The sequence below is a fragment of the Mycobacterium sp. TY815 genome, from assembly GCF_030755135.1.
Lineage (GTDB): Bacteria > Actinomycetota > Actinomycetes > Mycobacteriales > Mycobacteriaceae > Mycobacterium.
Genome location: NZ_JAUFRX010000002.1, coordinates 1022731 through 1045965 on the forward strand (window position 1 = coordinate 1022731; position 23235 = coordinate 1045965).

Annotated in this window: 17 protein-coding genes; 10 read left to right on the plus strand and 7 right to left on the minus strand. The window is 67.6% G+C overall.

Features of this window, described 5'->3' with window-relative positions:
• Window positions 1–14 precede the first annotated feature (14 nt).
• Genes QXK92_RS24175 through QXK92_RS24200 form a run of 6 tightly spaced genes read left to right on the plus strand, consistent with a single transcriptional unit; the run spans window position 15 to window position 8511 of the window.
• A complete protein-coding gene (locus QXK92_RS24175) occupies window positions 15–1520 on the plus strand; it encodes a sugar transferase (protein ID WP_371934311.1) in 1506 nt (501 codons plus the stop codon).
• A 2-nt stretch (window positions 1521–1522) separates the two neighbouring features.
• A complete protein-coding gene (locus QXK92_RS24180; protein ID WP_306245781.1) occupies window positions 1523–3046 on the plus strand; it encodes a flippase in 1524 nt (507 codons plus the stop codon).
• Window positions 3043–5010, plus strand: coding sequence for a glycosyltransferase (locus tag QXK92_RS24185; protein ID WP_306245782.1), 1968 nt, complete (start codon window positions 3043–3045; stop codon window positions 5008–5010). Before QXK92_RS24180 ends, QXK92_RS24185 begins: the two co-directional genes overlap by 4 nt.
• Window positions 5011–5063: 53 nt before the next feature.
• Window positions 5064–6317 carry a class I SAM-dependent methyltransferase gene (locus QXK92_RS24190; RefSeq protein ID WP_306245783.1) on the plus strand — a complete coding sequence of 418 codons (1254 nt, stop codon included), beginning with the start codon at window positions 5064–5066 and terminating at the stop codon, window positions 6315–6317.
• The gene (locus QXK92_RS24195; RefSeq protein WP_306245784.1) at window positions 6314–7426 is read left to right on the plus strand and encodes a transferase; all 1113 of its coding nucleotides are present in this window, start codon (window positions 6314–6316) and stop codon (window positions 7424–7426) included. Before QXK92_RS24190 ends, QXK92_RS24195 begins: the two co-directional genes overlap by 4 nt.
• Before the next feature lie 11 nt (window positions 7427–7437).
• On the plus strand, window positions 7438–8511 hold the full coding sequence (locus QXK92_RS24200; protein ID WP_306246473.1) for a glycosyltransferase family 4 protein: 1074 nt from the start codon (window positions 7438–7440) through the stop codon (window positions 8509–8511).
• Here the strand turns inward: QXK92_RS24200 and QXK92_RS24205 are convergent.
• The 7 genes from QXK92_RS24205 to QXK92_RS24235 all read right to left on the minus strand — a co-directional run bounded on the left by QXK92_RS24205 (window position 8463) and on the right by QXK92_RS24235 (window position 18530).
• Window positions 8463–9833: an HNH endonuclease signature motif containing protein gene (locus QXK92_RS24205; RefSeq protein ID WP_306245785.1), complete on the minus strand. Its 1371-nt coding sequence runs from the start codon at window positions 9831–9833 to the stop codon at window positions 8463–8465. The two genes, QXK92_RS24200 and QXK92_RS24205, sit on opposite strands and share 49 nt — an antisense overlap.
• 45 nt (window positions 9834–9878) lie before the next feature.
• The gene (locus QXK92_RS24210) at window positions 9879–10742 is read right to left on the minus strand and encodes an FkbM family methyltransferase (protein ID WP_306245786.1); all 864 of its coding nucleotides are present in this window, start codon (window positions 10740–10742) and stop codon (window positions 9879–9881) included.
• Window positions 10739–11812, minus strand: a complete 1074-nt coding sequence (locus QXK92_RS24215) for a glycosyltransferase family 4 protein (protein ID WP_306245788.1) — start codon at window positions 11810–11812, stop codon at window positions 10739–10741. Before QXK92_RS24215 ends, QXK92_RS24210 begins: the two co-directional genes overlap by 4 nt.
• The gene (locus QXK92_RS24220) at window positions 11812–13257 is read right to left on the minus strand and encodes an O-antigen ligase (protein WP_306245790.1); all 1446 of its coding nucleotides are present in this window, start codon (window positions 13255–13257) and stop codon (window positions 11812–11814) included. The genes QXK92_RS24215 and QXK92_RS24220 overlap by 1 nt, the downstream gene beginning before the upstream one ends.
• Window positions 13258–13289: 32 nt before the next feature.
• The gene (locus QXK92_RS24225; RefSeq protein WP_306245793.1) at window positions 13290–14795 is read right to left on the minus strand and encodes a polysaccharide biosynthesis tyrosine autokinase; all 1506 of its coding nucleotides are present in this window, start codon (window positions 14793–14795) and stop codon (window positions 13290–13292) included.
• A 165-nt stretch (window positions 14796–14960) separates the two neighbouring features.
• Window positions 14961–16580, minus strand: coding sequence for a hypothetical protein (locus tag QXK92_RS24230; protein ID WP_371934312.1), 1620 nt, complete (start codon window positions 16578–16580; stop codon window positions 14961–14963).
• Between the two features lie 87 nt (window positions 16581–16667).
• Window positions 16668–18530: a bifunctional diguanylate cyclase/phosphodiesterase gene (locus tag QXK92_RS24235; RefSeq protein WP_306245797.1), complete on the minus strand. Its 1863-nt coding sequence runs from the start codon at window positions 18528–18530 to the stop codon at window positions 16668–16670.
• 284 nt (window positions 18531–18814) lie between these two features.
• On the opposite strand from QXK92_RS24235, the gene QXK92_RS24240 reads away from it, so the two are divergent.
• The 4 genes from QXK92_RS24240 (at window position 18815) to QXK92_RS24255 (ending at window position 23116) form a co-directional block, all read left to right on the plus strand.
• Entirely contained in the window at window positions 18815–19609 is a 795-nt protein-coding gene (locus QXK92_RS24240; RefSeq protein ID WP_306245800.1) for an FkbM family methyltransferase, read from the plus strand.
• Between the two features lie 107 nt (window positions 19610–19716).
• Window positions 19717–20913 (plus strand): NAD(P)/FAD-dependent oxidoreductase, encoded by a 1197-nt coding sequence (locus QXK92_RS24245; RefSeq protein WP_306245802.1) that lies wholly within the window; start codon window positions 19717–19719, stop codon window positions 20911–20913.
• Window positions 20910–21815 carry an RNA polymerase sigma-70 factor gene (locus QXK92_RS24250; protein ID WP_306245805.1) on the plus strand — a complete coding sequence of 302 codons (906 nt, stop codon included), beginning with the start codon at window positions 20910–20912 and terminating at the stop codon, window positions 21813–21815. The genes QXK92_RS24245 and QXK92_RS24250 overlap by 4 nt, the downstream gene beginning before the upstream one ends.
• A gap of 44 nt (window positions 21816–21859) precedes the next feature.
• On the plus strand, window positions 21860–23116 hold the full coding sequence (locus QXK92_RS24255; RefSeq protein WP_306245807.1) for an aminodeoxychorismate synthase component I: 1257 nt from the start codon (window positions 21860–21862) through the stop codon (window positions 23114–23116).
• Window positions 23117–23235 lie beyond the last annotated feature (119 nt).

A 23235-nucleotide genomic window follows, 5' to 3' on the forward strand; every position in this document is an offset into this window, starting at 1 on the left:
AGAGATCGGCCAGCATGACGGCCACCCTGCACGCGAGGGTCAGCCGTTCCCGCCTTGTCGCCGTGCCGGCGCAGGGTTCGGGCGTCAGCACCGTTCCCCGCTGGCAGCAACAGTATTCGGCACGCTTGCGGATCACCGACACGGTCATCGTCTGCGCGGCAATCATGCTCGCGCAGTTCGTCCGGTTCGGCGACTCACCGAACATGTCGGGCTATCCCGGCCCGGTGATGACACTGTTCTCCTGCCTGTTCGCACTGCTGTGGCTGACCTCGATCTCGGTGTTCCACACCCGGTCGCCCCGCATCATCGGCGCCGGCATCGACGAGTACCGGCGGCTGGCCAGCGCGTCATTCTCGGTCTTCGGGATCATCGCGATGGTCACATTGCTGGCCAAGATCGATCTGGCCCGCGGCTACCTGGCGGTCGCGCTCCCGGTCGGCACGCTGGGCCTGCTCGCCAGCCGCAACCTGTGGCGTAAGTACGTGTGGCGCATGCGCGCCCGCGGTCAGTACCAGACCATGGTGCTGGCGATCGGTGACCGCTCCGGCGTCACCCACCTCGCCCACGAGCTGATCCGTAATCCCCGGGAGGGTTATGTCGTTGTCGGCGTGTGCATCCCGGGCTACGGGCCGCAGCGCGACGAGACGCTGAAGGTACAGGGCCGCGAGATCCCGATCCTTGGTGACGAAACCCGCGCGGTGGCCGCGATCGGCATGTGCGGGGCCGACACCGTCGCGGTGACCCGCACCGAGCACTTCGGCGTCCACGGCATCCGCGACCTGATGTGGCGGCTGGAGACAATGGACGTCGACCTGGTGGTGTCACCCGGCGTCATGGATGTGGCGGGCGCGCGGCTGACCATGCGGCCCATCGCCGGTTACCCGCTGTTGCACGTCGACAAGCCACAGTACGAGGGCACCCAGCGCCTGCAGAAGCGCGCCTTCGACTTCTGTTTCGCGCTGGCGGCGTTGCTGGTGACCGCACCACTGCTGGTCGTTGCGGCCGTCACGATCAAGTTGACCAGCAAGGGTCCCGTCTTCTATCGCGCCGAACGCATCGGCCTGGACGGCCAGCCGTTCACCATGCTGAAGTTCCGCACCATGGTCGATGGCGCGGACAAGCAAATCGACCGGTTGTTGCCGCTGAATCAGGGCGCCGGCGGGATGCTGTTCAAGATCCACCAGGACCCGCGCGTGACACCCGTTGGAAAGGTGTTGCGCCGCTACAGCATCGACGAGCTACCGCAATTCATCAACGTGCTCAAGCAGGACATGAGCGTGGTCGGCCCGCGGCCCCCGCTGCGGCGCGAAGTAGAGAACTACGACGGTGAGGTCAAGCGCCGGCTGCTGGTGAAGCCCGGCGTCACCGGGCTGTGGCAGGTGAGCGGGCGATCCGATCTGTCCTGGGAGGACTCGGTCCGGCTCGACCTGTCCTACGTCGACAACTGGTCGATGGCAGGCGACCTGGTGATCATCGCCCGAACCCTCAAAGCCGTTCTGGCCAGCGACGGAGCGTACTAGACATGAAGGGCGGCAGCGTGATCGAGCCGACGGCGCAGGAGCCGGCGGCGGCACCGGAAGAGCCGGCGGCGGCACCGGACGAGCCGACCGCGGCACCGGATGTGCCGCCGTCACGAATCGCGCACGCGTTCTCGATCCAGCTCGTCTGCCGGGTGCTGGGGATGCTGGCATCGGTGGTTTCGGTGTCGATGACCGCCCGCTATCTGGGACCCGGCCGCTACGGACAACTGATGGTGGCGGTCGCCTTCATCGGAATGTGGACCGCCGCAACCGACCTCGGCATCAACACGGTCATCGTGCGCCGGGTCACGGCGGGTCGCGGCGCGCTGGAGCGCCTGGTCCGCGTGAACAGTGGTCTGTCCCTGATGTATTGCGTCCCGCTGGCGGTGACGGCGGGTGTCACCGGGTGGTTGATCTATCGCGACGCCGACGTGCGGGTGATGCTGGTGGTGTTGTCCGGGCAGTTGCTGCTGCTGACGGTGCGGACGCGGTTCGAGCCCGTCTTCCTGTCCATGGTGCGGTTCTCCGCGGTCGCCGTCTCGGATGTCGCGGGCCGGATCGGAACGCTGGCGATGGTCAGCTGGCTGGTCGCGACGCAGGCCAACATCATCTGGTTCGCGGTCGCCCAGCTGATACCTCCACTGGTGCAGCTGGCAATTCAAGGCTCCGCGGCGGCGCGGCACGTGTCGCTGCGCCCGGTGTTCTCCACGCGCGAGTCCCTCGATCTGCTGCGCGAGAGCCTGCCGCTGATGGGCGTCGCGCTCGTCGGCATCCTGTACTGGCGTGCCGACGGGGTGATCCTGTCCCTGCTCAACAGCCATGCCGAGGTGGGCGTCTACGGGCTGGCGTACACCATCGCCTTCAATACCGAGGCGTTGTCCATCTTCTTCCAGAAGTCCACGCTGTCGACGGCTACCGGTCTGTATGCGCGCGACATCAACGCATACAACGCTTTTCTGCGCCGCAGCGTGGAATTGATGAGCTTCCTGGCCTTCCCGGTGGCCGTGGTCGGCACCTTGCTGGCCGGTCCGCTGATCAAGCTGTTCGGCGACGCCGAGTTCGTGACCCGCGGGGCGCCGACTCTCGCGCTGCTGCTCATCGCCGCCTCGTTGCGGTTCGTCACGGGCACCCTGGGGCAGGGGCTGTTCGCCTGCCACGAACAGAAATTCTTCTTCCGGCTGTCCGTCGGCGCGCTGGCGGTCAACGTGGCGCTCAACCTGTGCCTGGACGGCCGGTTCGGCGCGGTCGGTGCCGGCGTCTCGCTGGTGTGCACCGAGCTGATCGGATTGACGTTCGCCAGCTGGCGGCTGGGCAGCCACTGCGGTTACCGCACGCCGATGAGCTTCCTGATCCGGCTGCTGATCCCGACCTCGGCCAGCGCCGCTGTGGCGCTGCTCCTTTCGAACCAGAACGTGGTGTTCGCGCTCGCCGCCGCCGCGGCCACCTACCTGGCCGTCAACGTGGTGGCCGGTCCCGTCAACTGGTCCACACTGACCTCGCTCTTCCAGAAGAAGGTGACCGCATGAGAACCGAACGGCCCCTGTCGGTGCTGATCGTGACCTACAAGAGCCACGACCTGTTGGAACAGTGCCTGGCCAGCGTCGCCGAATACGCGCCGCAGCTGCCCGTCTACGTCTACGAGAACAGCGGTGACGAGTACCCCGGGCGTGAGGAGCTGGCCGCGCGCCATCCGGACGTGCACTGGGTGCTCGGTCCGGTGAATCTCGGCTTCGGGGCGGCCTTCAACGCACTGGCGCGGCACACGCCCGACGACACGGATTTCCTGCTGCTGAACGCCGACACCCGGCTGACCGGACCGCTGACCCGGACGCTTGAACTGTTCCGCCAACCCGGTGTCGCCGCCGTGTCGCCGCTGATTCAGGACCCCGGCGCGCCCGGCCCGCGGTTGTGGGACATCGCGACCAAGCACCGCACGCTGACCCGGTCGGTCGTGGCGGCCGCCGGTTATTCCGACCGGCTGCGCGGCACCCGGTTCTCCCACCTCTACCGCGAGCAGCCGGCCGAATCCGAAAGCATCGACGGCTACATGGCCGGCATCTGCCTGGCGATCAACCGCGACGCGTGGAACGAGATCGGCGGCTTCGACGAAGAGTTCTTCCTCTACGGCGAGGAGACCGACTGGCAGGAGCGGGCCAGCGCCGCGGGCTGGCGCATCCTGCTGGCCGACGAGCTGAACGCCGAGCACGGCAACCCGGCGGCCGGCACAGTCGCTCGCGAATCCGTCTTCACGCACGGCGCGGAAGTCTCCACGGTGGAACGCTTCCGCAACCGGGATCTGTTGCGCTCCAACATCGCTCTGCTGCTGGAGCGTCAGGACAGTGTTCATCATGCCGACGTATTCCTGGCCGCCACCTCCGTGCTGGACCGGGTTCAGCGGTCCAAGCGGGGCGCCCGCAAGCGCGCGATTTCGGCCCGCCGGACCGACAAGCCCTCGATCGTGATCACCACCAACCGCCTGGTGTACGGCGGTGCGGAGCGTCAAAAAGCAATGTTGGCAAGCGAATTGGATCGCCGCGGCTATCCGGTCACCGTCGTCTGTATGCAGCGGTTCGGGCCGCTGCTCAAGGAGATTCCGCACAGTGTGCGGGTGGTGCGCCAACCCTGGTGGGCGCCGATGGTCGATCTGCCCGACGGCCCGTCGGTGTTGATCACTGGCGACACCAACACCGAGACCGGCTTTGCAACGCTCTGGAAGGCCGCCGGGAGAGCCGCCTCGAGCCGCCGCTGGCTGGTCGCCCCGCACGTGCCGCCGGAGTCGGACCGGCCGATCTATTCCCGGCCGCTGACCGCCGCGATGAATCGAGCCGACGGTTTCATCGTTCTCGCTCAACGCCATTGGGACATGCTCACGCCGTACCACAAGATCAAGGGCCGCCACTTCGTGGCCCCCAACGGCGTGGCGGTCTCCGGCGAGCCCGCCGAGCGGGTTCGCGCAGCCGGGGAGCCGCCGCACCTGGTGATGCTGTCGCGCATCATGGAGCACAAGAACCCTCACCTGCTGATCGAGGCACTCGGTGGCCTGACGGACCTGCCCTGGCGGCTCTCGATCTTCGGTGACGGCCCGGACCGGGAGGCGCTCGAAGCCCGCACGCCGGAGTCGTTGCGCGACCGCGTCCAGTGGCGCGGCTGGTCCCCCGGGCCGGGCCCGGCGCTGTCCGACGCCGACCTGCTGTGTGTCCCGAGTCGCTCGGAGGCCTTCCCCATGGCGATTCTCGAGGCCATGGCGCGCGGGGTTCCGGTGGCCGCCTCCGGCATCTGCGCGGTTCCGGAAATGCTGGACTTCGGCAAAGCCGGCTTCGTCGTCGAGCCGGTCTCGGTGACCGCGTGGCGAGACCAGCTGGGCGAGATCCTCAACGATTCCGAGTCACTGCCTGAGGTCGGCTGGCGCGGATTCGAACGTTTGCAAACGCATTACACCGTGGAGGCGATGACCGACGCCTACCTCGATGCGATCGGCGCGGTGATGTGAGCCGACTGCCTGACCCGTCCAACATTCATCAGACCTAACGAATCGAGATGTACATGAAGTGCCGCCTCTGCGACTCGCACCGCATGCTCAGTGTCCTGGACCTGGGTGCGACTCCGCCCTGCGAAAAGATCCTCTCCCCTGAGGAACTCGACCTGCCGGAGCCCACCTACCCGCTGCACCTGCGGCTGTGCGAAGACTGCCTGTTGCTGCAGATTCCCGCGCTGATCACACCCGAGGAAACCTTCACCGAATACGCCTACTACTCCTCGTATTCCGACAGCTGGGTCCAGCACGCCGAAACCTTCGTCAATCAGGCGGCCAAACGCCTCGGGCTGGGACCCGACTCGTTCATGGTCGAAGTCGCCAGTAACGACGGATATCTGCTGCAGCACGCGGTCGCCCGGGGCATACCCTGCCTGGGCATCGAACCCTCGATCAACGTCGGCGCCGCAGCCACCAAACGGGGCGTGCCCACCGTGTCCGAGTTCCTCAACCCGGCACTGGCGCGCCGCGTCCGCGCCCAGCACGGGTCGGCGAACCTGGTGGTGGCCAACAACGTCTACGCGCACATACCGGACCTGCGGGGCTTCACCCAGTCGCTGCGCGGGTTGCTCGCCGACGACGGATGGCTGAGCATCGAGGTGCACCATGCGCTGAATCTGGTCTGCCTCGGCCAGTTCGACACGATTTACCACGAACACTTCCAGTACTACACCGTGTTCTCGGCCCAGAACGCGCTCGCCAGCGCCGGCCTTGCCGTCGTCGATGTCGAACTGCTGCCCACCCACGGCGGGTCGATCCGGGTGTGGGCCCGGCCGATCGAGGTCGCCGGACCTCCCACCGACCGGGTGAACAAGATCCTGCGGATCGAAGAGGCCGCGGGCCTGCACCGTCCCGAGGGTTACCTCCAACTGCGGCACCGCACCGAAGAGATTCGCCACGACCTGCTGCGCTTCCTGCTGCAGTGCCGCGCCGAGGGCAAGCGTGTAGTCGGCTACGGGGCGCCGGGCAAGGGCAACACGTTGCTCAACTACTGCGGAATCCGCACCGATCTGCTGGAATACACCGTCGACCGAAACCCCTACAAGCACGGGCACTTCACCCCGGGCACCCGGATCCCGATCCACGACCCGGACATGATCGCCAAGGACCGTCCGGACGTGGTTCTCGTGCTGCCCTGGAACCTGGAAAACGAACTCACCGAACAACTCAGCTACGTCACCGAGTGGGGTGGCCAGATCGTCTACCCCCTCCCGAACCTGCACCTGGCGACGAACGTGAAATCGCAGGGTGCCGCCGTCGGGTGAGCCACTGCCGGGGCTGCGGCGACGCTGAGCTGACCCAGGTCCTCGACCTGGGCAGAGCGCCTGCGGCCGAACACTTTCCGCTGGCCGGCGAACCGCTCACCCCCCGGGAGACGATGCACGCGCTGACCATGGAGCTGTGCGGCTGCTGCGGCCTTGCCCAGCTCGGCGGCTACGACCCGCTGGCTCCTCTCGACCTCACCGAGGAGCAGCAGAGCGTCGAGCCACAGGCGATGCGTGACCAGGCCGCGGACGCGGTGCGCCGGGCCGAAGAAGGCGGCTGGCTGCGCGGGAACACGGTTCGGGAGTTCGGCAGCCCGCACGGTGGAACGTGGTTGCCGCTGTTCACCGAATGCGGTTATCGCGAGGCCGAGATCGCCGACGTGGTGCTCGATACCTTCGGCCTCATGCACGACGCCGACCAGCAAGCCGCCTTCGAGCTCCGCGCGAAGGCGACCGCGCCGGACGGAGTGCTGCTGATACAAATCCCCTCGCTGATGGCGATGGTCGGCCAGGGACAGTGGAATCTGCTGCGTCACAGCCACTTCGGCTACCACTCGCTGACCGCGCTGACGAATCTGCTCGGCGCGGTGGGGATGAGCGTGGCCACCGTGTGGGAATTCGATCTGCTCGGCGGCACATATCTGGTCGCGGCGGTACACGGCCGGGTGGAACGAGACCAGCGCGCCGAAGAGATCCTGAAGCACGAAGGGCAGTTCGGGGTGACGAAGCCCTACGTTCTGCGGCGGATGCAGCAGGCGGTCGACACTCACGTCACGCAGCTGCGCCAGTGGCTGGAAGCGCAGGCTGACCAACGGCTTTCGGTGTATGCCTACTGCGCCGGATCACGCGTACCCGGATTGTTCAGCGTGGCGAACATCGATCGGCGGCTGATCAAGGGAATCGCCGACGCCTCACCCGACAAGCATGGGCGCCGGATCCCGGGGACCGACATCGAGATCATCTCCCCCGATCAGCTCATCGCCGCCGATCCCGACCGGGTCTTGTTGACGCTGCCCTATCTCTACGATGAGGTACAGCGCAGCTACCCGCAGCTCGACGGCCGGTGGTGGGTGGACCACGGCACGTCGGTGACTCAGGGCCGGTCGTGAAAAGCCCCCGGATTCTCTGGCTTTCGCCGTGGTTGCGCCCGTTGGCGCGAGTTCAGGCGGAGGCATTGCGCCGCCACGGTGCTGACGTGCTGCTGGTGACCTCCGACCAGCACCCGGAATCCGATGCCCCCCGTGACTACGAACTCGTGCTCGATCCGCGGTTCCGCACCGCGGCGACGTGGCGGCCGACCTTCAGCGCGCGGCAACGCATCCGCCGGTACCGTCCGGACGTGGTGGTCACCGAGTTGGTCCGCGACCCGCGATGGATCGCACTGGCCGGCCGGGTCCCGCGAATTCAGTTGATCCACGACGACCGTCCGCACGACGCCGCCGAACAGCGGCCGTCCTATGAACTCGCGGTATTCGACCGCTGGGGTGCACGCTCGGCGGCCACCGTCGCCTATAGCGACTACGTCGCGGCGCGGATCACCATGCGCCGCGACGTGGCCGGCACGCCGGTGCACGTGCTGCCGCTGACGAGCGACCTGGACCCGGCCGTGGTCTCCGAACCGGTCGGCCCCGGGAATCGCCGCGATTTCGTGATGATCGGCCGCCTGAATCCCTACAAGAACCTGGACGTGGTACTGCGTGCGTGGCAGCAGCACGTCGACGGAAACGGTTGGCGCGGCGACAAACTGGTGCTGATCGGCGACGGGTCGATCGACGCTGCGCGGCTCCCGGCGCATACTGAATGGCGGTCAGGGCGCTACCGCTACGCCGACGTGATCGGCACACTCGCCGCGGCGAAAGGTTCGGTGGCGCATTACCGGCGCGCCTCGCAGAGCGGAGTGCAGGTCCTGTCGATGCAGCTCGGCGTGATGCCGATCGTGTCCGACCGCGGCGGCCTGCCCGAATACCAGCCGCCGGAATGCCGCGCCGTCGGAGTGGACGATTCCGGTGGGCTGGCAGCCACTTTCGACGAGCTGGCCGACCCAGGCGCGGCGGCCCGCCTCGGCGACGCAGCGGCGCGCCACTACGCGCAAAGGTTCTCCGCCGACCACGCGGCGGCGCGGCTGATGGATGTGATCAGCAGCATCTATCCACCCTCGCCGTCATTCCCGGCCCCCAGATGCTTGCCCGGGTGATGCAGACAATTGACGCGCGGCCGCCCGAAGTCTAGGTGTTTGGGTGGGATCCATTCGGCGATGCCGTGGATGTTGCGGCGGGTGGTGTATTTGTGGAGTTCGACGAGGCGGTTGTCTGGTGGGCAGGCGAGTGCTAGTTCGTCGATGTGGGTGCGGCGGGTGTTGATCCAGCCTTCGAGGTGGTGGACCTGGGTCCAGTAGCCGGGCACGGTGCAGCCGGGGCGGGTGCAGCCGCGGTCTCTGGCCAGCAGGGTCAGGCGTTGTTCGGGGGAGGCCAGGCGTTTGCCGTGGTAGAGGGCCAGGGTCTTGTCTTTGTCGAAGATCGCCAAGTAGTGATGGGCTGGCGAGGCCAGCCGGAGGACGTCGGACATGGGTAGCAGGGTGCCTCCGGCGGTCAGGGCTCGTCCGGCGCCGGCTTCGAGTTCGGCCAGGGTGGTGGTGACGACGATGGTGGTGGGTAGCCCGTGGTGTCGGCCCAAGGTTGTGGATTCCAGCAGCGTGCGCAGTCCGGTGTTCAGGGCGTCGTGGGTGCGTTGGGCGTGGGTGCGGGTGTCGCGGTCGACCGCGTCGGCGGGCGCTTTGCCGTCGGTGACGGGGTGTTCGTCGTCGGGGTTGCACATGCCGGGGGCGCCGAGTTTGGCGACGACGGGTTCCAGGGTGGCGCGCAGTTCGGGGGTGATCAGCCCGCGGATCTGCGACATGCCGTCGGGTTGTTGGGCACCGAGGGTGATGCCGCGTGATCGGGCGCGTTGCTCGTCGGCGAAGTCACCGTCGGGCACCAGGTAGTTGTGCAGAAGCTTGGCGTAGTCGGCTAATTCGTCGGGCCGGTATCCGGCGGCGGCTTTGCCGGCGAGGTCGGCTTCGGCCTGGTCCCGATCAGCGGCATCGACAGTGTTCGGCAATTTCTTGAAGAACGTGCGGATCTGCTTGACATGCCCGGCCCCGACGAGGCCGCGGCGTTGGGCGGCGGCGGTGGCCGGCAGCAGCGGCGGTAAGGGTTCGCCGGTCAGGGCGCGGCGTGGGCCGAGTTCGGCGGCATCGGCGATGCGCCGGTCGGCGTCGTTTTTGACGATCCGCAGTCGATCGGCCAGCGCCTGGCCCAGCGTACCGCCCAACTCGGCCGCAGTGGCCTGTGCGGCAAGCTGATTGATCAGCACGTTGCTCGCCACCGGGATGCGTCGGCACTGCACTTCCAGCTCGCCCAACGTCGTGATCAACTCGGGGCTGGTCAACCCATCCGCGGTGAGGTCCAGCAGCCGCGACACCGACTCGCCAAGCGCGCCCAGCGCCTCGGCCCAGTCGTCCCGCGTGCTGCAATTCACACTCGAATTCTATTGCGGGGCACTGACAACCACCGGACGACAACGTCAGCCGCAGAACCCCGCCACCAGCTCCGGTGACCGGACCGCTACGAAGTCGTGCACGTAACCCGGCGGCATCGCAAAGGGATGAAACTCCCCAGACCCCGAGCCCGACAGGAAGTCCATCTGGTCGCGCTGCACCTCGAACTCAGCGACAGGGCGCAGCGCCGACTCGGTGACATAAAACAGTCGATAGCCCAGGCCCTCGATCTGACCGAACACATCGCCGATCGGCACCGAAAGATGGCGCTGCTCGATCTCGATCAAAATCGCAGGGCCACAACGTCGGAACGTCTCGGCACCGCCGCGCAGCACGGACATCTCGTGCCCTTCGACGTCGATCTTCACGAAATCGACGTCGACACCTTCGAGCACGTCGTCGAGTCGCACCAGGGGCACCTCGATCTTGCGAACGTCCACTCCCTGCCCGTCGAACCCGTGCGCCAGACTCCCCTGCGCCGTCACCTGCCGGTGGCGGTGTTCGGGCACCAGCAGTTGCGCCGTGCCGGTCTCATCGGACACCGCGGCCTGGCTGAAGTGGACGTTGGGTCGTGTCCGGCCGAGCTTGCGCAGCATCGGAGCATTGTCGGGATGCGGTTCAAAGCTGTAGAGCTGTCCGGACTTTCCGACGCGGCGGGCCAGGTGGTAGGTGAACAGGCCCCAGCTGGCGCCGACGTCGACGACGGTGGCGCCGCTGGGAGCGAAGTGATCGGCCACCGTCATGGCCAGGTCCTGGGTGAGTCGCCGGCGCCACAGCGCCTCGGTCGCGGCCGTCATCGCGTTGCGGCCCAGCAGCCGTCCTACGTTGCGAACCGTCACATACCTGGCCGCCCAGTTGGCCGCTTCGCTCTGCAGCAGAGCACCTTTCATCGTCGAACCGCCTTTCCGTCGAGATCGGTCCACAGCCGCGTCAATTGCTCATACCAACGGTCCAGGCCGAAGTCGCAAGCGCGGCTGCGCGCAGCGGTGCCCAGATCTGCCCGCAGATCAGCGTCTTTGAGTAGTTCATGCAGCGCGTCGGCGATCTGCTCGGGACGGCCGGGCGCCACCACCAGCCCGTTCACCCGGTCGGTAATCGCCTCGGAGATGCTGCCCACCAACGTCGTGACCGGCGCCAGGCCGTACGCCATCGCTTCCAGCAATGCCATGGGCAGACCCTCGTCATAGCTCGGCAGCACGAAAATCTGTGCGGTGCACAATAATTCATCACGCGCGCCCGGATCCAGCCAGCCCGCAACATGAATAGTGTCGCCCAGCCCGGCTGCGGCCACCGCAGCACGCACCTCGTCCACTTCCCCGTCACCGGCCAACGTCACCCGCAGTCGGCTACGCGCGTCGTCGCCCAGCGCCCCGACGGCGCTGATCAGGTCGTAGCTGCCCTTGCGCACTCCGAGCCGGCCCAGCGAAACGGCGTGCACCGACGGCGCATCCGATTGTTCGACCGCCGTCTCCGGGATCGCGACCGCGTTGTTCAGCACGGCGATCCGCTCGGCGGGCAGCCGCAGTCGACTGGCGTACTCCCCGACGTGACGCGTCCCGAGCACCAACCATCGATCGGCGACCAGCACGCGCCTGACCAATCCCTGCACGGCCGGTCGCAATCCGTCGAACCAGCCGGCGAAGTCATAGCTGTGGGCGTGCACAACGGTCGGAACACGCGTCCACCGGGCGACGGCCAGCGGCAGCGCCTTGCGCACCACGCTGCCGCCGTGCGCTAGGTGCACGTGCAACACGTCGACCCGCCGGCGCGCGACCAGCCAGGCGGCCCGCAGCATGCCCGAACCACCGATCCAGAGCCGAAACCACAGCGGCCCTTCGATATACGTCGGAACCGTGATGATGCGCGCCGCCGGATGGGCAGCCATCAGCGTGATCACGGTCGCCATGCCGCCACGGCTGGCCGCCTGCGCGGGCGCTGGGCCCACCACCAGAACCCGCATCATCGCACCGCCCCGGCGGGCGTCAGCACTTCGTCCGAAACCTCTGCCACAGCTGCACTCTCGTCGCCGCGACGTCCGGCCATGGCGAACGCCAGCGCGCCGCCGAGCGTGATGCCGAGGGTCATCGCGTTCGTCGGTTCCTCCGGCAGCGGGTCGATGATGCACATCACCATCAGACCGGTGCTCACCGCCGCGCTGATCTTGGCCGGCACCGACGCGCTGCGCAGCGCCCGCACTAGGGGCGTCAACGCGAAGACCGCGAAACCCGCCATCCCGACCGCGCCGGCTTTGGCCAACCACCAGAGGTAGAAGTTGTGCGCGTAGGTGGTGCCGAGTGACTGGGTGAATTCGGTGGGATCGTCACCACCGAACGGCAATTGGTAGGCATAGCCCAGCCCGTGCCCGAACAGCGGTGCCTGGGCGATCGCTTCGTTGAGATGCCGGTCTTCCTCGAATCGCGCCAGCGTCGAAGGATCCTGGGTGAGCGCGGCGCCGGATGATCTGCCGAGCACGCGGTGACTGAATCCGGTGATCTGATTGGCCAGCCACACCCCCGCCGACGAGTCCCCGAGCAGGAACAGTGCCAGCGGGATGGTCACCGCCAGAATCCCGGCCGCGGTGATCGCCAGCCGCGCCGCCCGTCGCACCGCCGACCAGCCCATGCTGGCGAAAAACGCGACCACAGCGGCGACGCCGATGGAGATCAGGGTGTTGCGGGTGAATGCCAGCACCGCAACCACCAGCGCGGGCGGACCAAGTAGCAGGTAGGTGGCGGGCTTCACCCGGCCCAGGATCTGCGCGGCGACCAACGCGGTCAGCACGGCGATGGCCGGTATCAGCGCGGAGGTGATGATCCGGTTGGCGTCGTCGCCGGTGTCCATCTGCAGGCTCTCGGTACGGCCGGCCAGCCGGATGCCACCGGAAGAACCCAGGACGGCCATTCCCGCCGAGAACCACAGCGTGAAGGCGATGGCGTGCACCGACAACATGACGTAGTCGCCGTACACCACCACCAGCGCGAGCACGAAGCCGGCCAGCATCTCCAGCAGGAACGTCGTCTCGCGGACCACGATCGCGGTGCTGTGGCCCATCGAAAAGCCAACTGCCGCAGAGTAGATGACGAAGAGCCCGAACATGCCCGGAAGCAGGTAGTCGGACATGCGCAACCGCACCACGGGCAGCACGAAACAGATGGCCAGCACCAGCACCACGTGTGACGCGTAAATGGACACGGGGCCAATCACTTTGCCCACATGCAGCCCCTGCGGCAATGCCGCACATCCCAGGAACAGCGCCAGCCCGATCATCAGTTCCGGTTTGGCCCAGTACACGATCAGAAAGAACGTCAGGCCGACCAGCAGGATGCCCTGGGTGGTGTTACGAACCGACAGCGCACCGTAAACGAAGCACCCGAACAGGAAGAGCGCCAACACAACTGCGGCCATCACCAGACGGTGGCGACTCCGCAGGTAGCGGATCATGCCGGTCCGCTGATCTTGGCGCGGTACGTTTTCGTCGACGCCCTGGTGTGCCGGGCGATCCGGGCATCGGTCAGCACCGTGCCCACCACATTGGCACCGGCGGCACGCAACGCGGTCAACGCGTCGGCGAGTTCGTCCTCCGTGGTCCGCCCGGCCCGCAGCACCAGCACCGTGGCGTCCACCGCCCCACCGAGCAGACCGGAGTCGGCACTGGCCAGCACCGGCGGCCCGTCGACGACGGTGCGCTCGAAAGTCTTTGCCACGTCCCGCAACACCTTGTCCAGCACCTCCGGCACGTAGGCGCTGGTGGGCAGGGTCTCCTTGCGGATCGAACGCGCCGCCAGGACGAACAGCTTGGGAATCGAGGTCGGTTTGGTGGCCTCGGTGGCGATCTCGGGATTGGAAAGGGCATTGGACAAGCCCTCACCCGACTCGACTTTCAGCAACCCGGCGATCACCGGCCGGCGGGTGTCACCCTCGATCAGCAGCACGTCCTCACCCAATTCGGCGAAGGCCCGGGACAGGTTGATCGCGGTCGTCGTCGTGCCCTCGCCGCCGAATGGCGCCGTCAACAACACCCGGTTGGCTCCCGGACCCATGGCCCGCAGCAGCCGGGCGCGCAGACCGCGCACCGCGTCGTCGAAGGAGATGTCGGTACCGAATCGCGGAGCACTGCCCCGGTGCCCGGGCAACTCGGCCAGGGTGGGCAGGCCCGACAGAGTTTCCAGTTTGGCGCGGTCACGAACCGTGCGGTCGGCGGCCTCACGCGTCAGCGCCACACCGGTGCCCAGCAACAGCCCCGCCACCAGGCCCATCGCCATGTTGCGCACCGGGACCGGCTTGACGGGCTTGTCGGGTACACCGGGTTGCTCTACGACCGTCGCCCTGGCGACCGGCGGCTGGGTACCGGAAGAGGGTGCCTGAGCCGCCGGGTCGGTCGGCGTGGACGTCGCCACCGGCGTCTCGCTGGGCTGGCTGGTCGGTTGCTCTCCATCCGACACCGGAGCCGCTGCGACAGACGGCGTGGTGGTGGGTGTGGTCGTGGGTGCCGCCGGCGCTTTCGGGGTGGCGCCGAGCGAGCCGACCATGATCGTGAACTCGTCGGCCACCCCTTTGGCCAGGGTTGCCGCGCGCTGCGGGTCGGTGTCGGTGACCGTGATGGTGAACAGCGTGGTCTTGGGAGTGAACGCCACTTTGGTCTGGTTGGCCAGCTGGTCGGCGCTGACCGGGAGGTGGAACTGGGTGACTGCCTTCTCGGCCACGGCGTGGCCGCCAGCTATCGCCGCATACGACGACAGCCGCTCCTGGGCGGCCTGAGTGCCCTGGTAGACCTGCATGAGGTCGGTCTCACCGGAGAACGAGATCAGCACCGTCGCCGACGATTCGTAGCTCTTGGTCTGAAACGCCGTGATCGCCGCCGCGCCGGCCAGGCAGGCCAGTACGGCGCCCAGAAAGAGCTTCCAGTGCAGCAGCAGGGTCCGGACGAACGTTCGGAAATCCATCTCATGCCTCTCCGGGGCCTCACTGGGCGCTTCCAGGGCGCCCTTCGACCGTGCGGCCGACTCAGCGTGCAGAGGACACCGTTTGTCCCCCCATGAGTAATTTACCTACTTTTAGTACGGTAAACAACCTGACAACAGTCTACCGGTATGGGCAGGCGCTCGGGCTCACGTCTTCGGGGAGCCCGCCAGCACGTCACGCGGCACGTCGAGCGTGGCGACCGGGTAGAAACCGGAGTCGTCACGGCCGTCGCGCGCCAGTTGCATGGGCGGGTAGTTCACCGCGTGTGTGCCGTTCGGCTTGTGCTGCTGCCACTCGACCGCGGCGCGCACCGTGTAGTGCCCGGGCGCCAGGCCTTTGAGGTCGATGTGGACGCTCTCGGTCGCCGACGCCGGCGGCGGCTGGTCGATGCTGCGGTCCCCGGACGAGTCGGGCACCAGACCTTTCAGGTCGACGGTGGCAGGCAGCGTTCGCACCGTCTGCCCGGCGAAGTCGACCAGGCGGTAGCCCGCTACCCACCTCTCGGTGGCCGCCGCGGCGCCGTAGTTGGTCCAAGTGACCGAGATGGACGCCACCTGGTCCTGCAGCGACTGCGATCCGGCCCGGGCTTCCACCGAGTAGCGGTAGCCGGCGACGGCGTTGGCCTGTGCCCACAGCACGTACAGCTTGGGATCCATCGGCGAGGTCGCATCCTGGTCCGGAAAGTTGACGCTCGACGTCATCGAGACGTGGTAGCGGATCACGTCGTGCAGGCCCTTGTCGTAATAGGACTGTGGTGTGGTGCCGTCGGGCAGCTGGCACCATTCGGTGATCACGGGCGCCTTGCCGAGGCGATCCTTCAGCGCGCCGACCAACGGGTCGGAGGTCTGGACATAGTGTCCGGACTCGGCCCAGACGGGCAGGGGCGCGTAGACGCCCAGACAGTCCGAACGAATGCCGACCGGGGCGGCCAGCTTCTTGGTGACGTCATCGGCCAGCAGTTCGCGCATGATCTCGGGATTGTTGGGAGTGGCCACCAGCTGGGTGTGCGGAAAGGCGCTGACGTTGGCGGTGACCAACTGCTGGATGGACGCCTTGGTGATGTTCTGGTCGCGGAACTGGCTGTAATAGCCCAGCGCCGCCTCGCTCTGGTCGGGACTCGGACCGGGTGCGTTCAGCGAATCACGCAGATAGGCCACGTGGTTCTCGCTGAAATCGCCGTATCCGGAGAACTCGAACACACTGAGCCGCTCGTCGTTGTCATAGCGGCGCCCCAGCGCCGCCAGCAGCTGCCCGAAGTCACCGAGATAGGTGGGGTCGTTGAAGTTCGGCACCACCTGGACGGGCCCGTTTCCGGCGGCGGGATAGCTGGTGCTGGTGCCGGGCTTGGCGCGTTCCCAGTCGGGGATCTCGATGTTGGTGTTGTTCGGATAGCTGGCATTGCAGCACGAGTTGTACGACTGCACCCGCAGCGTCAGCCGCATCCGGCGCTCGGCCAGCTTGTTCAGCGCGTCGTCGATGACGCTGAAGTCGAACTTGCGGTCATCGGGGGCGTCCGGGGGCAGCGTGGCCGGGTCGGTGGGCTGCAACTGCCGCCAGGTGACCCGCAGGCTGGCGTCGTAGGACGCCGGCCAGGCCGGGTAGCGCTGCTGGGCCGGTTCGCCCTGCGGAAAGAGCGGCTCCAGCAGATCCTCGTACTGCCCGCGCAGCGGATTGGAAATCTCCTGGGCGGCAGGTGGAATGGCGGGGCTCACCATCGCCGCCAGCGGGCCCGGGTCGGTGTGCTGGCGGCTGCAGGCGCCGATCATCAGTGCCGCACCGGCAACGAGGACAGTCACGCACGCGACAGCGACAAGTGTGATTTTCCTAATGGTTCGAACCAATCTCTGCGTGAGCTAGATTGCGCCGAGCGTCAGCGCCTCACGGTCGGCGAGGAACGGCATCGGCATCCAGCGAGCGGCCAGCAACGCCTCCATGGCGTTGCCCGGAACGGGGCGGGACAACAAAAATCCCTGCGCCCGGTGACAACCATGTTGCATCAAAGTCAGTGCGGCGGCCGGAGTCTCGACGCCCTCGGCGACCAATTGCAGGCCGAACGCCTCGGCCAGGCCGATGATCGCGCGGACGATCGCCAGGTCACCGGCGTTGGTACCGAGGTCGCGAACGAACCCGGTGTCGATTTTGAGCATGTCGACCGGAAGGGACTTCAGGTGCGACAACACGGCGTAACCGGTGCCGAAGTCGTCGATGGCGATCTGCACCCCGACCTCTTTGAGCTCGGACAGCGTCTTGCGGGTGGCTTCGATGTCGTGCACCACCGCGCGCTCGGTGATCTCCAGGCAGACCGAGCCGCCGTCGATCCCGAACTCCTCGATCGTGTCGGCCACGCTGCGGACTAAGCCGCGGGTGATCAGTTGCACGGGCGAGACGTTGATGCGCAGGACCGCGCTCTGCCCCACGCCGTTGGACCGCCACCGACTGAACTCGGCGCAGGCACTGCGCATCACCCAGCGCCCGAGCTCGCCGGCGAGGTTGGTCGACTCGGCGACCCCGATGAACGAATCCGGGAGCAGCAGGCCCCAGATCGGGTGCCGCCACCGCACCAGCGCCTCGGCGGCCACGATGGCGCCGGTCCACAGGTCGACCTCCGGCAGGTAGTGCAGCAGCAGCGCCTCGCTGTCGATGTCACCCTGCAGGTGCAACTCGATGTCGTTGCGGAACGCGCTCTTCAGGGACATGTCGTCGGTGGACAGCGCCACCTGATTACCCCCGGCACGCTTGGCCGTCAGCACCGCTTCGTCGGCGCGGCGCAACAGGTCGGTGCTGTTGTCGCGGCCGGGCATTCCGACGGCCAGCCCGATGCTCACCGTCCGGGTGATCTGGTGGCCACCGATGGCCAGTCGCTCGCGCAGCATCGTGCCCAGGCGACGCGCGAACGACTCGGCGGCCGCGCTCGACATCGTCTGGTCCGGGATGACGACGAACTCGTCGCCGCCCAGCCGGGCGATCATGCTCTGGCTGCCGGCACACACCCGCAGCCGTTGGGCGAAGACGCGGATGAACCAGTCGCCCGCGGTGTGCCCCAGGTAGTCGTTGATGGATTTGAGCCGGTCGAGGTCCATGTAGAGCACCGCGACGGGGCCGGGGTTGCCGGCCGCCAGCCGGTCGGACAGGTGCGCAACCAGGGCCCGGCGGTTGTACAACCCGGTCAGGTCATCGTGCTCGGCCAGGTACCGCAGCTTCTCCTCGGCGGCGATCCGGGCCTGCAGCTGCGCGAACAACGCAGCGACCGCCTCGAGGGTGTTGATCTCTTCCTGTTTCCACTTACGCGCGCCGAATTTGACGAAGCCCAGCACGCCGGTGGTCATCTCCCCGGACACCAGCGGCGCGGCCGCCACCGACGGCGATGCCGTCTGCTTGGCGCCGCCCACCCAGCGCAGCGACCGGTTGTTCTGATCGGGGCGGATCACCACCGGCTTGCGGCCGTGCTCGCACTGGGCGAGCACCGGGTCGGCACTGGTGAAGTGCACGACAGCCTGTGGGTCGGGGTCCGGGATGTTGGTGCGCGGGGGCCATTCGGCCACCAGGACCGAGGCGCGGATGTCGTGGTCGTGGTGCCGCAGGAAACTGGCGTCCACGTCGAACTGCTCCACCAGCTGTGCGAGGACCCGTTCACTCACCTGCGTCGCGGTGGACGCGGTCGCTTCCATGAGCTGAGTAGCTACGGAGGTGACGACGAGGTCCAAGCTGCGCGGCAACGAGACCTCCGATGTTGTGCACGTGTTCAACGACTGCGTCAATTATGGGTGACCGGCCCGGTCGGCGGACCGTATTGGCGGCCGCCGTTTTGCCCGTCTTCCGATGCCCACCGATGCGCATCGAAGTGGCCGATTACCCCGGACCGGCGCAGGTCACGGATGGAATTCTGGTTACCAGAGACTAGCATGCGAGCGGTCTGCTCCCCCTGCTGAAAACCAGCTGACCTGCACGATCGTCCTGGGCGGGAGCGGCCGATTCCAGGATTTCGGCTAGGGTCGGGCAGATGTCTGTCGCACGATCGGCCAAAAGGTTGCTCGCGCCCGCGGCGAAGACCGTCGCGCCACATATGTTCTGGAAGCGCAAATTCAAGATCCTGCAACGACTCGGGGAGTCGCGTCCGGATGTGGTGCTGGTGGCCTCGCTCTGCGACCCCGACCGGGTGTCGCTGGACATCGGCGCCGACGTCGGTGAGTTTTCGATCGCGATGCTGCCCACGTCGCGCTCGGTGATCGCCTTCGAGCCGCGCCCCGCCCAGGCTCGCGAACTGGCGTTGATGTTCACCGCCGTCGGAGCGCCGGTGCGCATCGAGGCGGTGGCACTGTCCGACCAGCCCGGCATGACGGCGATGCGGGTGGTGGAATCCGACCCGGGCCGCAGCACGATCGACCAGCAGAACGTGCTGGACACCGCGGTCGGTGGCCCGGTCGCGACCATCGACGTCCCGGTCAAACGTCTCGACGACCTGAAGCTGGACAACGTCGGCCTGGTGAAGATCGACGTCGAGGGCCACGAACTGGCCGTGCTTCGCGGCGCCGTCAACACGCTGCGCCGCAACCGCCCGAAAATCGTCGTGGAGGCCGAGGAACGTCACCACGCCAACGCCGTCGCCGACATCACCGACCTGCTGCGCGGGCTGGGTTTCCGCGGCTATTTCTGGCTGGGCGATCAGCGCCGGCCCATCGAGGAGTTCGACGCCGCCGCCCACCAGGATCCGGCCAACATCGGCGGCGCCGAGGACGACTGGGCGCCGCGCGGCGTGTACGTGAACAACTTCGTCTTCGAACCGGCGGACGCCTGAGGGTGCCCTCCGCACGTGAGACAGCTCACACTTGCCGCTCCTTCTGTCACGGACCGCCGGCCCACGGTGTCTGAAGGGTGTAACCGCACACCGAGAAGGAGACAACGATGTCTGAACGACCGAATCCCACCGACCGGAAGGCGCACGTCGTCGTGCTCGGCGGCGGCTACGCCGGGACGATGGCGGCCAACCACCTTCGGCTGCGTACCGACGTCGACATCACCATGGTCAACCCGCGCCCGCAGTTCGTCGAGCGGATCCGGCTGCACCAACTGGCCGCCGGCACTGCTACCGCCACCGCCGACTACGGCACGCTGCTGGGCACGGGTGTCCGGCTGGTGGTCGATACCGCCGATCACATCGACGCCGCCGCGCGGCGGGTCCTGCTCGCCTCGGGTGCCGCGCTGGACTACGACTATCTGATCTATGCGATCGGCAGCACCGGCGCCGCACCCGTCGCGGTGCCCGGCGCCACGGAGTACGCCCACGTCCTGGCCGAGCTGGAGGGCGCGCAGAAGCTGCGCTACGCACTCGCGGACCTGCCATTGCAGGCGCCCGTCACCGTCGTCGGCGCCGGCCTGACCGGCATCGAGGCCGCCGGCGAACTCGCCGAACAGGGCCGCGCGGTGACCCTGGTCTGCGGTGGGATCCTGGGGCCGTCGCTGAGCGGCCCGGGACGGCGTTCGGTCGCCAAGCAGTTGCGCAAACTCGGGGTGAACATCCTGGAATCCGCCACCGTCACCGAGGTGCGCTGGGATTCGGTCGCGCTCGGCGACGGCACCATGCTTCCCAGCGCAGTGACGGTCTGGACGGCGGGCTTCGGCGTCCCCGACCTGGCCGCACGCAGCGGGCTGCACACCGACTCGCTGGGCCGGCTGCTCACCGACGAAACATTGACCAGCATCAGCGACGAGCGCATCGTCGCCGCCGGCGACGCCGCCGCGCCCTCCAACCAGCCGCTGCGGATGAGCTGCCAGGCGGCCATTCCGCTGGCCGCCCAAGCCGCCAACACCGTGTTGTCCCGCCTCGCCAGAACCGCTCCGGCGCTGCTCAACCAGGCATTCACCGGGCAGTGCATCAGCGTCGGCCGCACCTTCGGCACCATCCAACTGGCCCGCACCGACGACACCCCGGTGAACCTGTACATCGGTGGGCGCACAGCGGCGTCGATCAAGGAGCTGGTCTGCAAGGGCACGCTGTGGGGCCTGCGCAAGGAAGCCGCCAAGCCAGGCTGGTACCGCTGGCTCAAGGGTGGCAACCGGCCCGCGCGGCTGAGCGCGGACGAGCAGGCCGCACTGCGGTGACCGACGCATCGGACAGCAGCGGGCACGCGGAACGCTTCACCCTGCTGCGCCCGCTGCTGTTCACCATCGCCTACGAGATTCTGGGGTCGGCAACCGAAGCCGACGACGTGCTGCAGGACAGCTACCTGCGGTGGGCCGACGTCGACCTGTCGACCGTTCGGGACACCAAGTCCTACCTGGCCCAACTGGTCACCCGGCAGGCGCTCAACGCGCTGCGGGCCCAGGCGCGCCGCCGCGAGGAGTACGTCGGGCCCTGGCTGCCCGAACCACTGCTGCTCGAGGACCAGGACGCCTCGGCCGATGTCGTCCTGGCCGAGTCGGTGTCGATGGCCATGCTGATCCTGCTGGAGACGCTGACCCCGGACGAACGCGCGGTGTTCGTGCTGCGGGAAGTCTTCGGCTTCGACTACGCCGAGATCGCCGAATCCGTCGGCAAGCCCGCGGCCACGGTGCGACAGGTCGCCCACCGGGCGCGCGAACACGTGCACGCGCGGCGCAAGCGCTTCGGGTCGGTCGACTCCCGGCGCAACGCGGAGATCACCGCACAGTTCCTGGCCACGGCGGCCAACGGTGACGTCGAGGCGCTGGTCGGCATGCTGGCCCCGGACGCCGTCTGGATGGCCGACGGAGGCGGCAAGGTCAGCGCGGCCCGCAAGCCGGTGGTAGGTGCCGAAAAGGTGGCCAGGGCCATCGTCGGCCTGCTGCGCAAGACGCACGCGCAGCTGCATGTCGAGACGGTGAACTGCAACAGCGCCCCCGCGGTGGTGCTGTACCTCGCCGGCCAGATGGAGGGCGTCATCACGGTCGAGATCGTCGACGACAAGATCACCAACTTCTACGCGATGCGCAACCCCGACAAGTTGGTGGCGCTGGGCAACGCCCGGCAGATCAGTCGGCGCTGACCTTCGGCTCGTGCCGGAATCCCCCGTTCTGACAAGCTAGAGCGGTGCGAATCGACCGGCTGGGCGATCTGGGTGGCGCGCCGCAGGTGCTGCGCGCCATCGGCCGCGCCACCAGCCGGCTCGGCTTGCCGCCGCCGGCCGCACTGACCGGTGAGTGGTTCGGAGCGCTGGCCGTGATCGCGCCCAGTGTGCCGGTGCGCCCGGTTGCGGCGGGCGAGGTGTTCTCCGCCGGCACCGAGCCGACGACAGAGTCCCAGCTGGGTGCGGTAGGCGGGGGCTGGATCGGGTTCCTGTCTTACCCCGACGCCGGAGCCGACGGGCGGCCCCACCGCATTCCGGAGGCCGCCGGCGGCTGGACCGACTGCGTCTTGCGCCGGGATCGGGACGGACAATGGTGGTACGAGAGCCTGTCCGGTGCGCCTCTGGCGGCCTGGTTGGCCGATGCCTTGGCGCCAACCCCCAGAACGGCACCCACGTGCCAGATCGAATGGGTGGCCGGGGACCGCTCAGCACACCGCAATGGTGTGCTGGCGTGCCTGGAGGCGATCGCGGCAGGCGAGGTTTACCAGGCTTGTGTGTGCACTCAGTTCACCGGGACCGTCAGCGGATCGCCGCTGGACTTCTTCATCGACGGCGTGGCCCGGACCTCCCCCGCCCGGGCCGCGTTCGTCGCTGGACCATGGGGGGCGGTCGCCTCACTTTCGCCGGAACTGTTTCTGCGCCGCAGGGACGACGTGGTGACGTCCAGCCCGATCAAGGGAACGCTGCCGCTGGATGCCTGGCCGTCGGCGCTGCGGGCGTCGCCCAAAGAAGTCGCCGAGAACATCATGATCGTCGATCTGGTCCGCAATGACCTTGGGCGAGTGGCGATTACCGGTACGGTAACCGTTCCCGAACTGCTGGTGGTGCGGCGCGCACCCGGAGTGTGGCACTTGGTGTCGACGGTGTCGGCGCAGGTGCCCGCCGAGCTCCCGATGGCGCAGCTGCTGGACGCCACCTTCCCACCGGCGTCGGTCACCGGAACCCCCAAACTACGTGCCCGCCAGCTTATTTCGCAGTGGGAACGCAATCGTCGCGGAATATATTGCGGGACAGTCGGAATGGCATCACCAGTGGCGGGCTGTGAACTCAACGTGGCAATCCGCACCGTCGAATTCGACGCACTCGACAATGCCGTGCTGGGCGTCGGCGGCGGCATCACAGCAGACTCCGACCCGGACGCCGAGTGGGCCGAGTGCCTGCACAAAGCCGCGCCCGTGGTAGGGCTGCAAACGTCCGCGACGGCGAGCCGGGTGAGTTAGCTCAGCAAATCTGCGAACGCATAGTTGACTGGTGCGAATTTTTCCGATCGGCCACATGGGCCGCCGGGTACGCATAAGCTTCTGCCATCGACGCGTGTCTTTCGCGCGTCAGACGCGAG

Coding starts and splice junctions, on each gene's coding strand:
- QXK92_RS24245 (WP_306245802.1), top strand. CDS start 19,717: ATGTCTGAACGACCGAATCCCACCGACCGGAAGGCGCACGTCGTCGTG.
- QXK92_RS24215 (WP_306245788.1), bottom strand. CDS start 11,812: ATGCGGGTTCTGGTGGTGGGCCCAGCGCCCGCGCAGGCGGCCAGCCGT.
- QXK92_RS24175 (WP_371934311.1), top strand. CDS start 15: ATGACGGCCACCCTGCACGCGAGGGTCAGCCGTTCCCGCCTTGTCGCC.
- QXK92_RS24220 (WP_306245790.1), bottom strand. CDS start 13,257: ATGGCCGCAGTTGTGTTGGCGCTCTTCCTGTTCGGGTGCTTCGTTTAC.
- QXK92_RS24180 (WP_306245781.1), top strand. CDS start 1,523: ATGAAGGGCGGCAGCGTGATCGAGCCGACGGCGCAGGAGCCGGCGGCG.
- QXK92_RS24240 (WP_306245800.1), top strand. CDS start 18,815: ATGTCTGTCGCACGATCGGCCAAAAGGTTGCTCGCGCCCGCGGCGAAG.
- QXK92_RS24185 (WP_306245782.1), top strand. CDS start 3,043: ATGAGAACCGAACGGCCCCTGTCGGTGCTGATCGTGACCTACAAGAGC.
- QXK92_RS24190 (WP_306245783.1), top strand. CDS start 5,064: ATGAAGTGCCGCCTCTGCGACTCGCACCGCATGCTCAGTGTCCTGGAC.
- QXK92_RS24210 (WP_306245786.1), bottom strand. CDS start 10,742: ATGAAAGGTGCTCTGCTGCAGAGCGAAGCGGCCAACTGGGCGGCCAGG.
- QXK92_RS24230 (WP_371934312.1), bottom strand. CDS start 16,580: ATGATCGGCGCCTGCAGCCGCCAGCACACCGACCCGGGCCCGCTGGCG.
- QXK92_RS24225 (WP_306245793.1), bottom strand. CDS start 14,795: ATGGATTTCCGAACGTTCGTCCGGACCCTGCTGCTGCACTGGAAGCTC.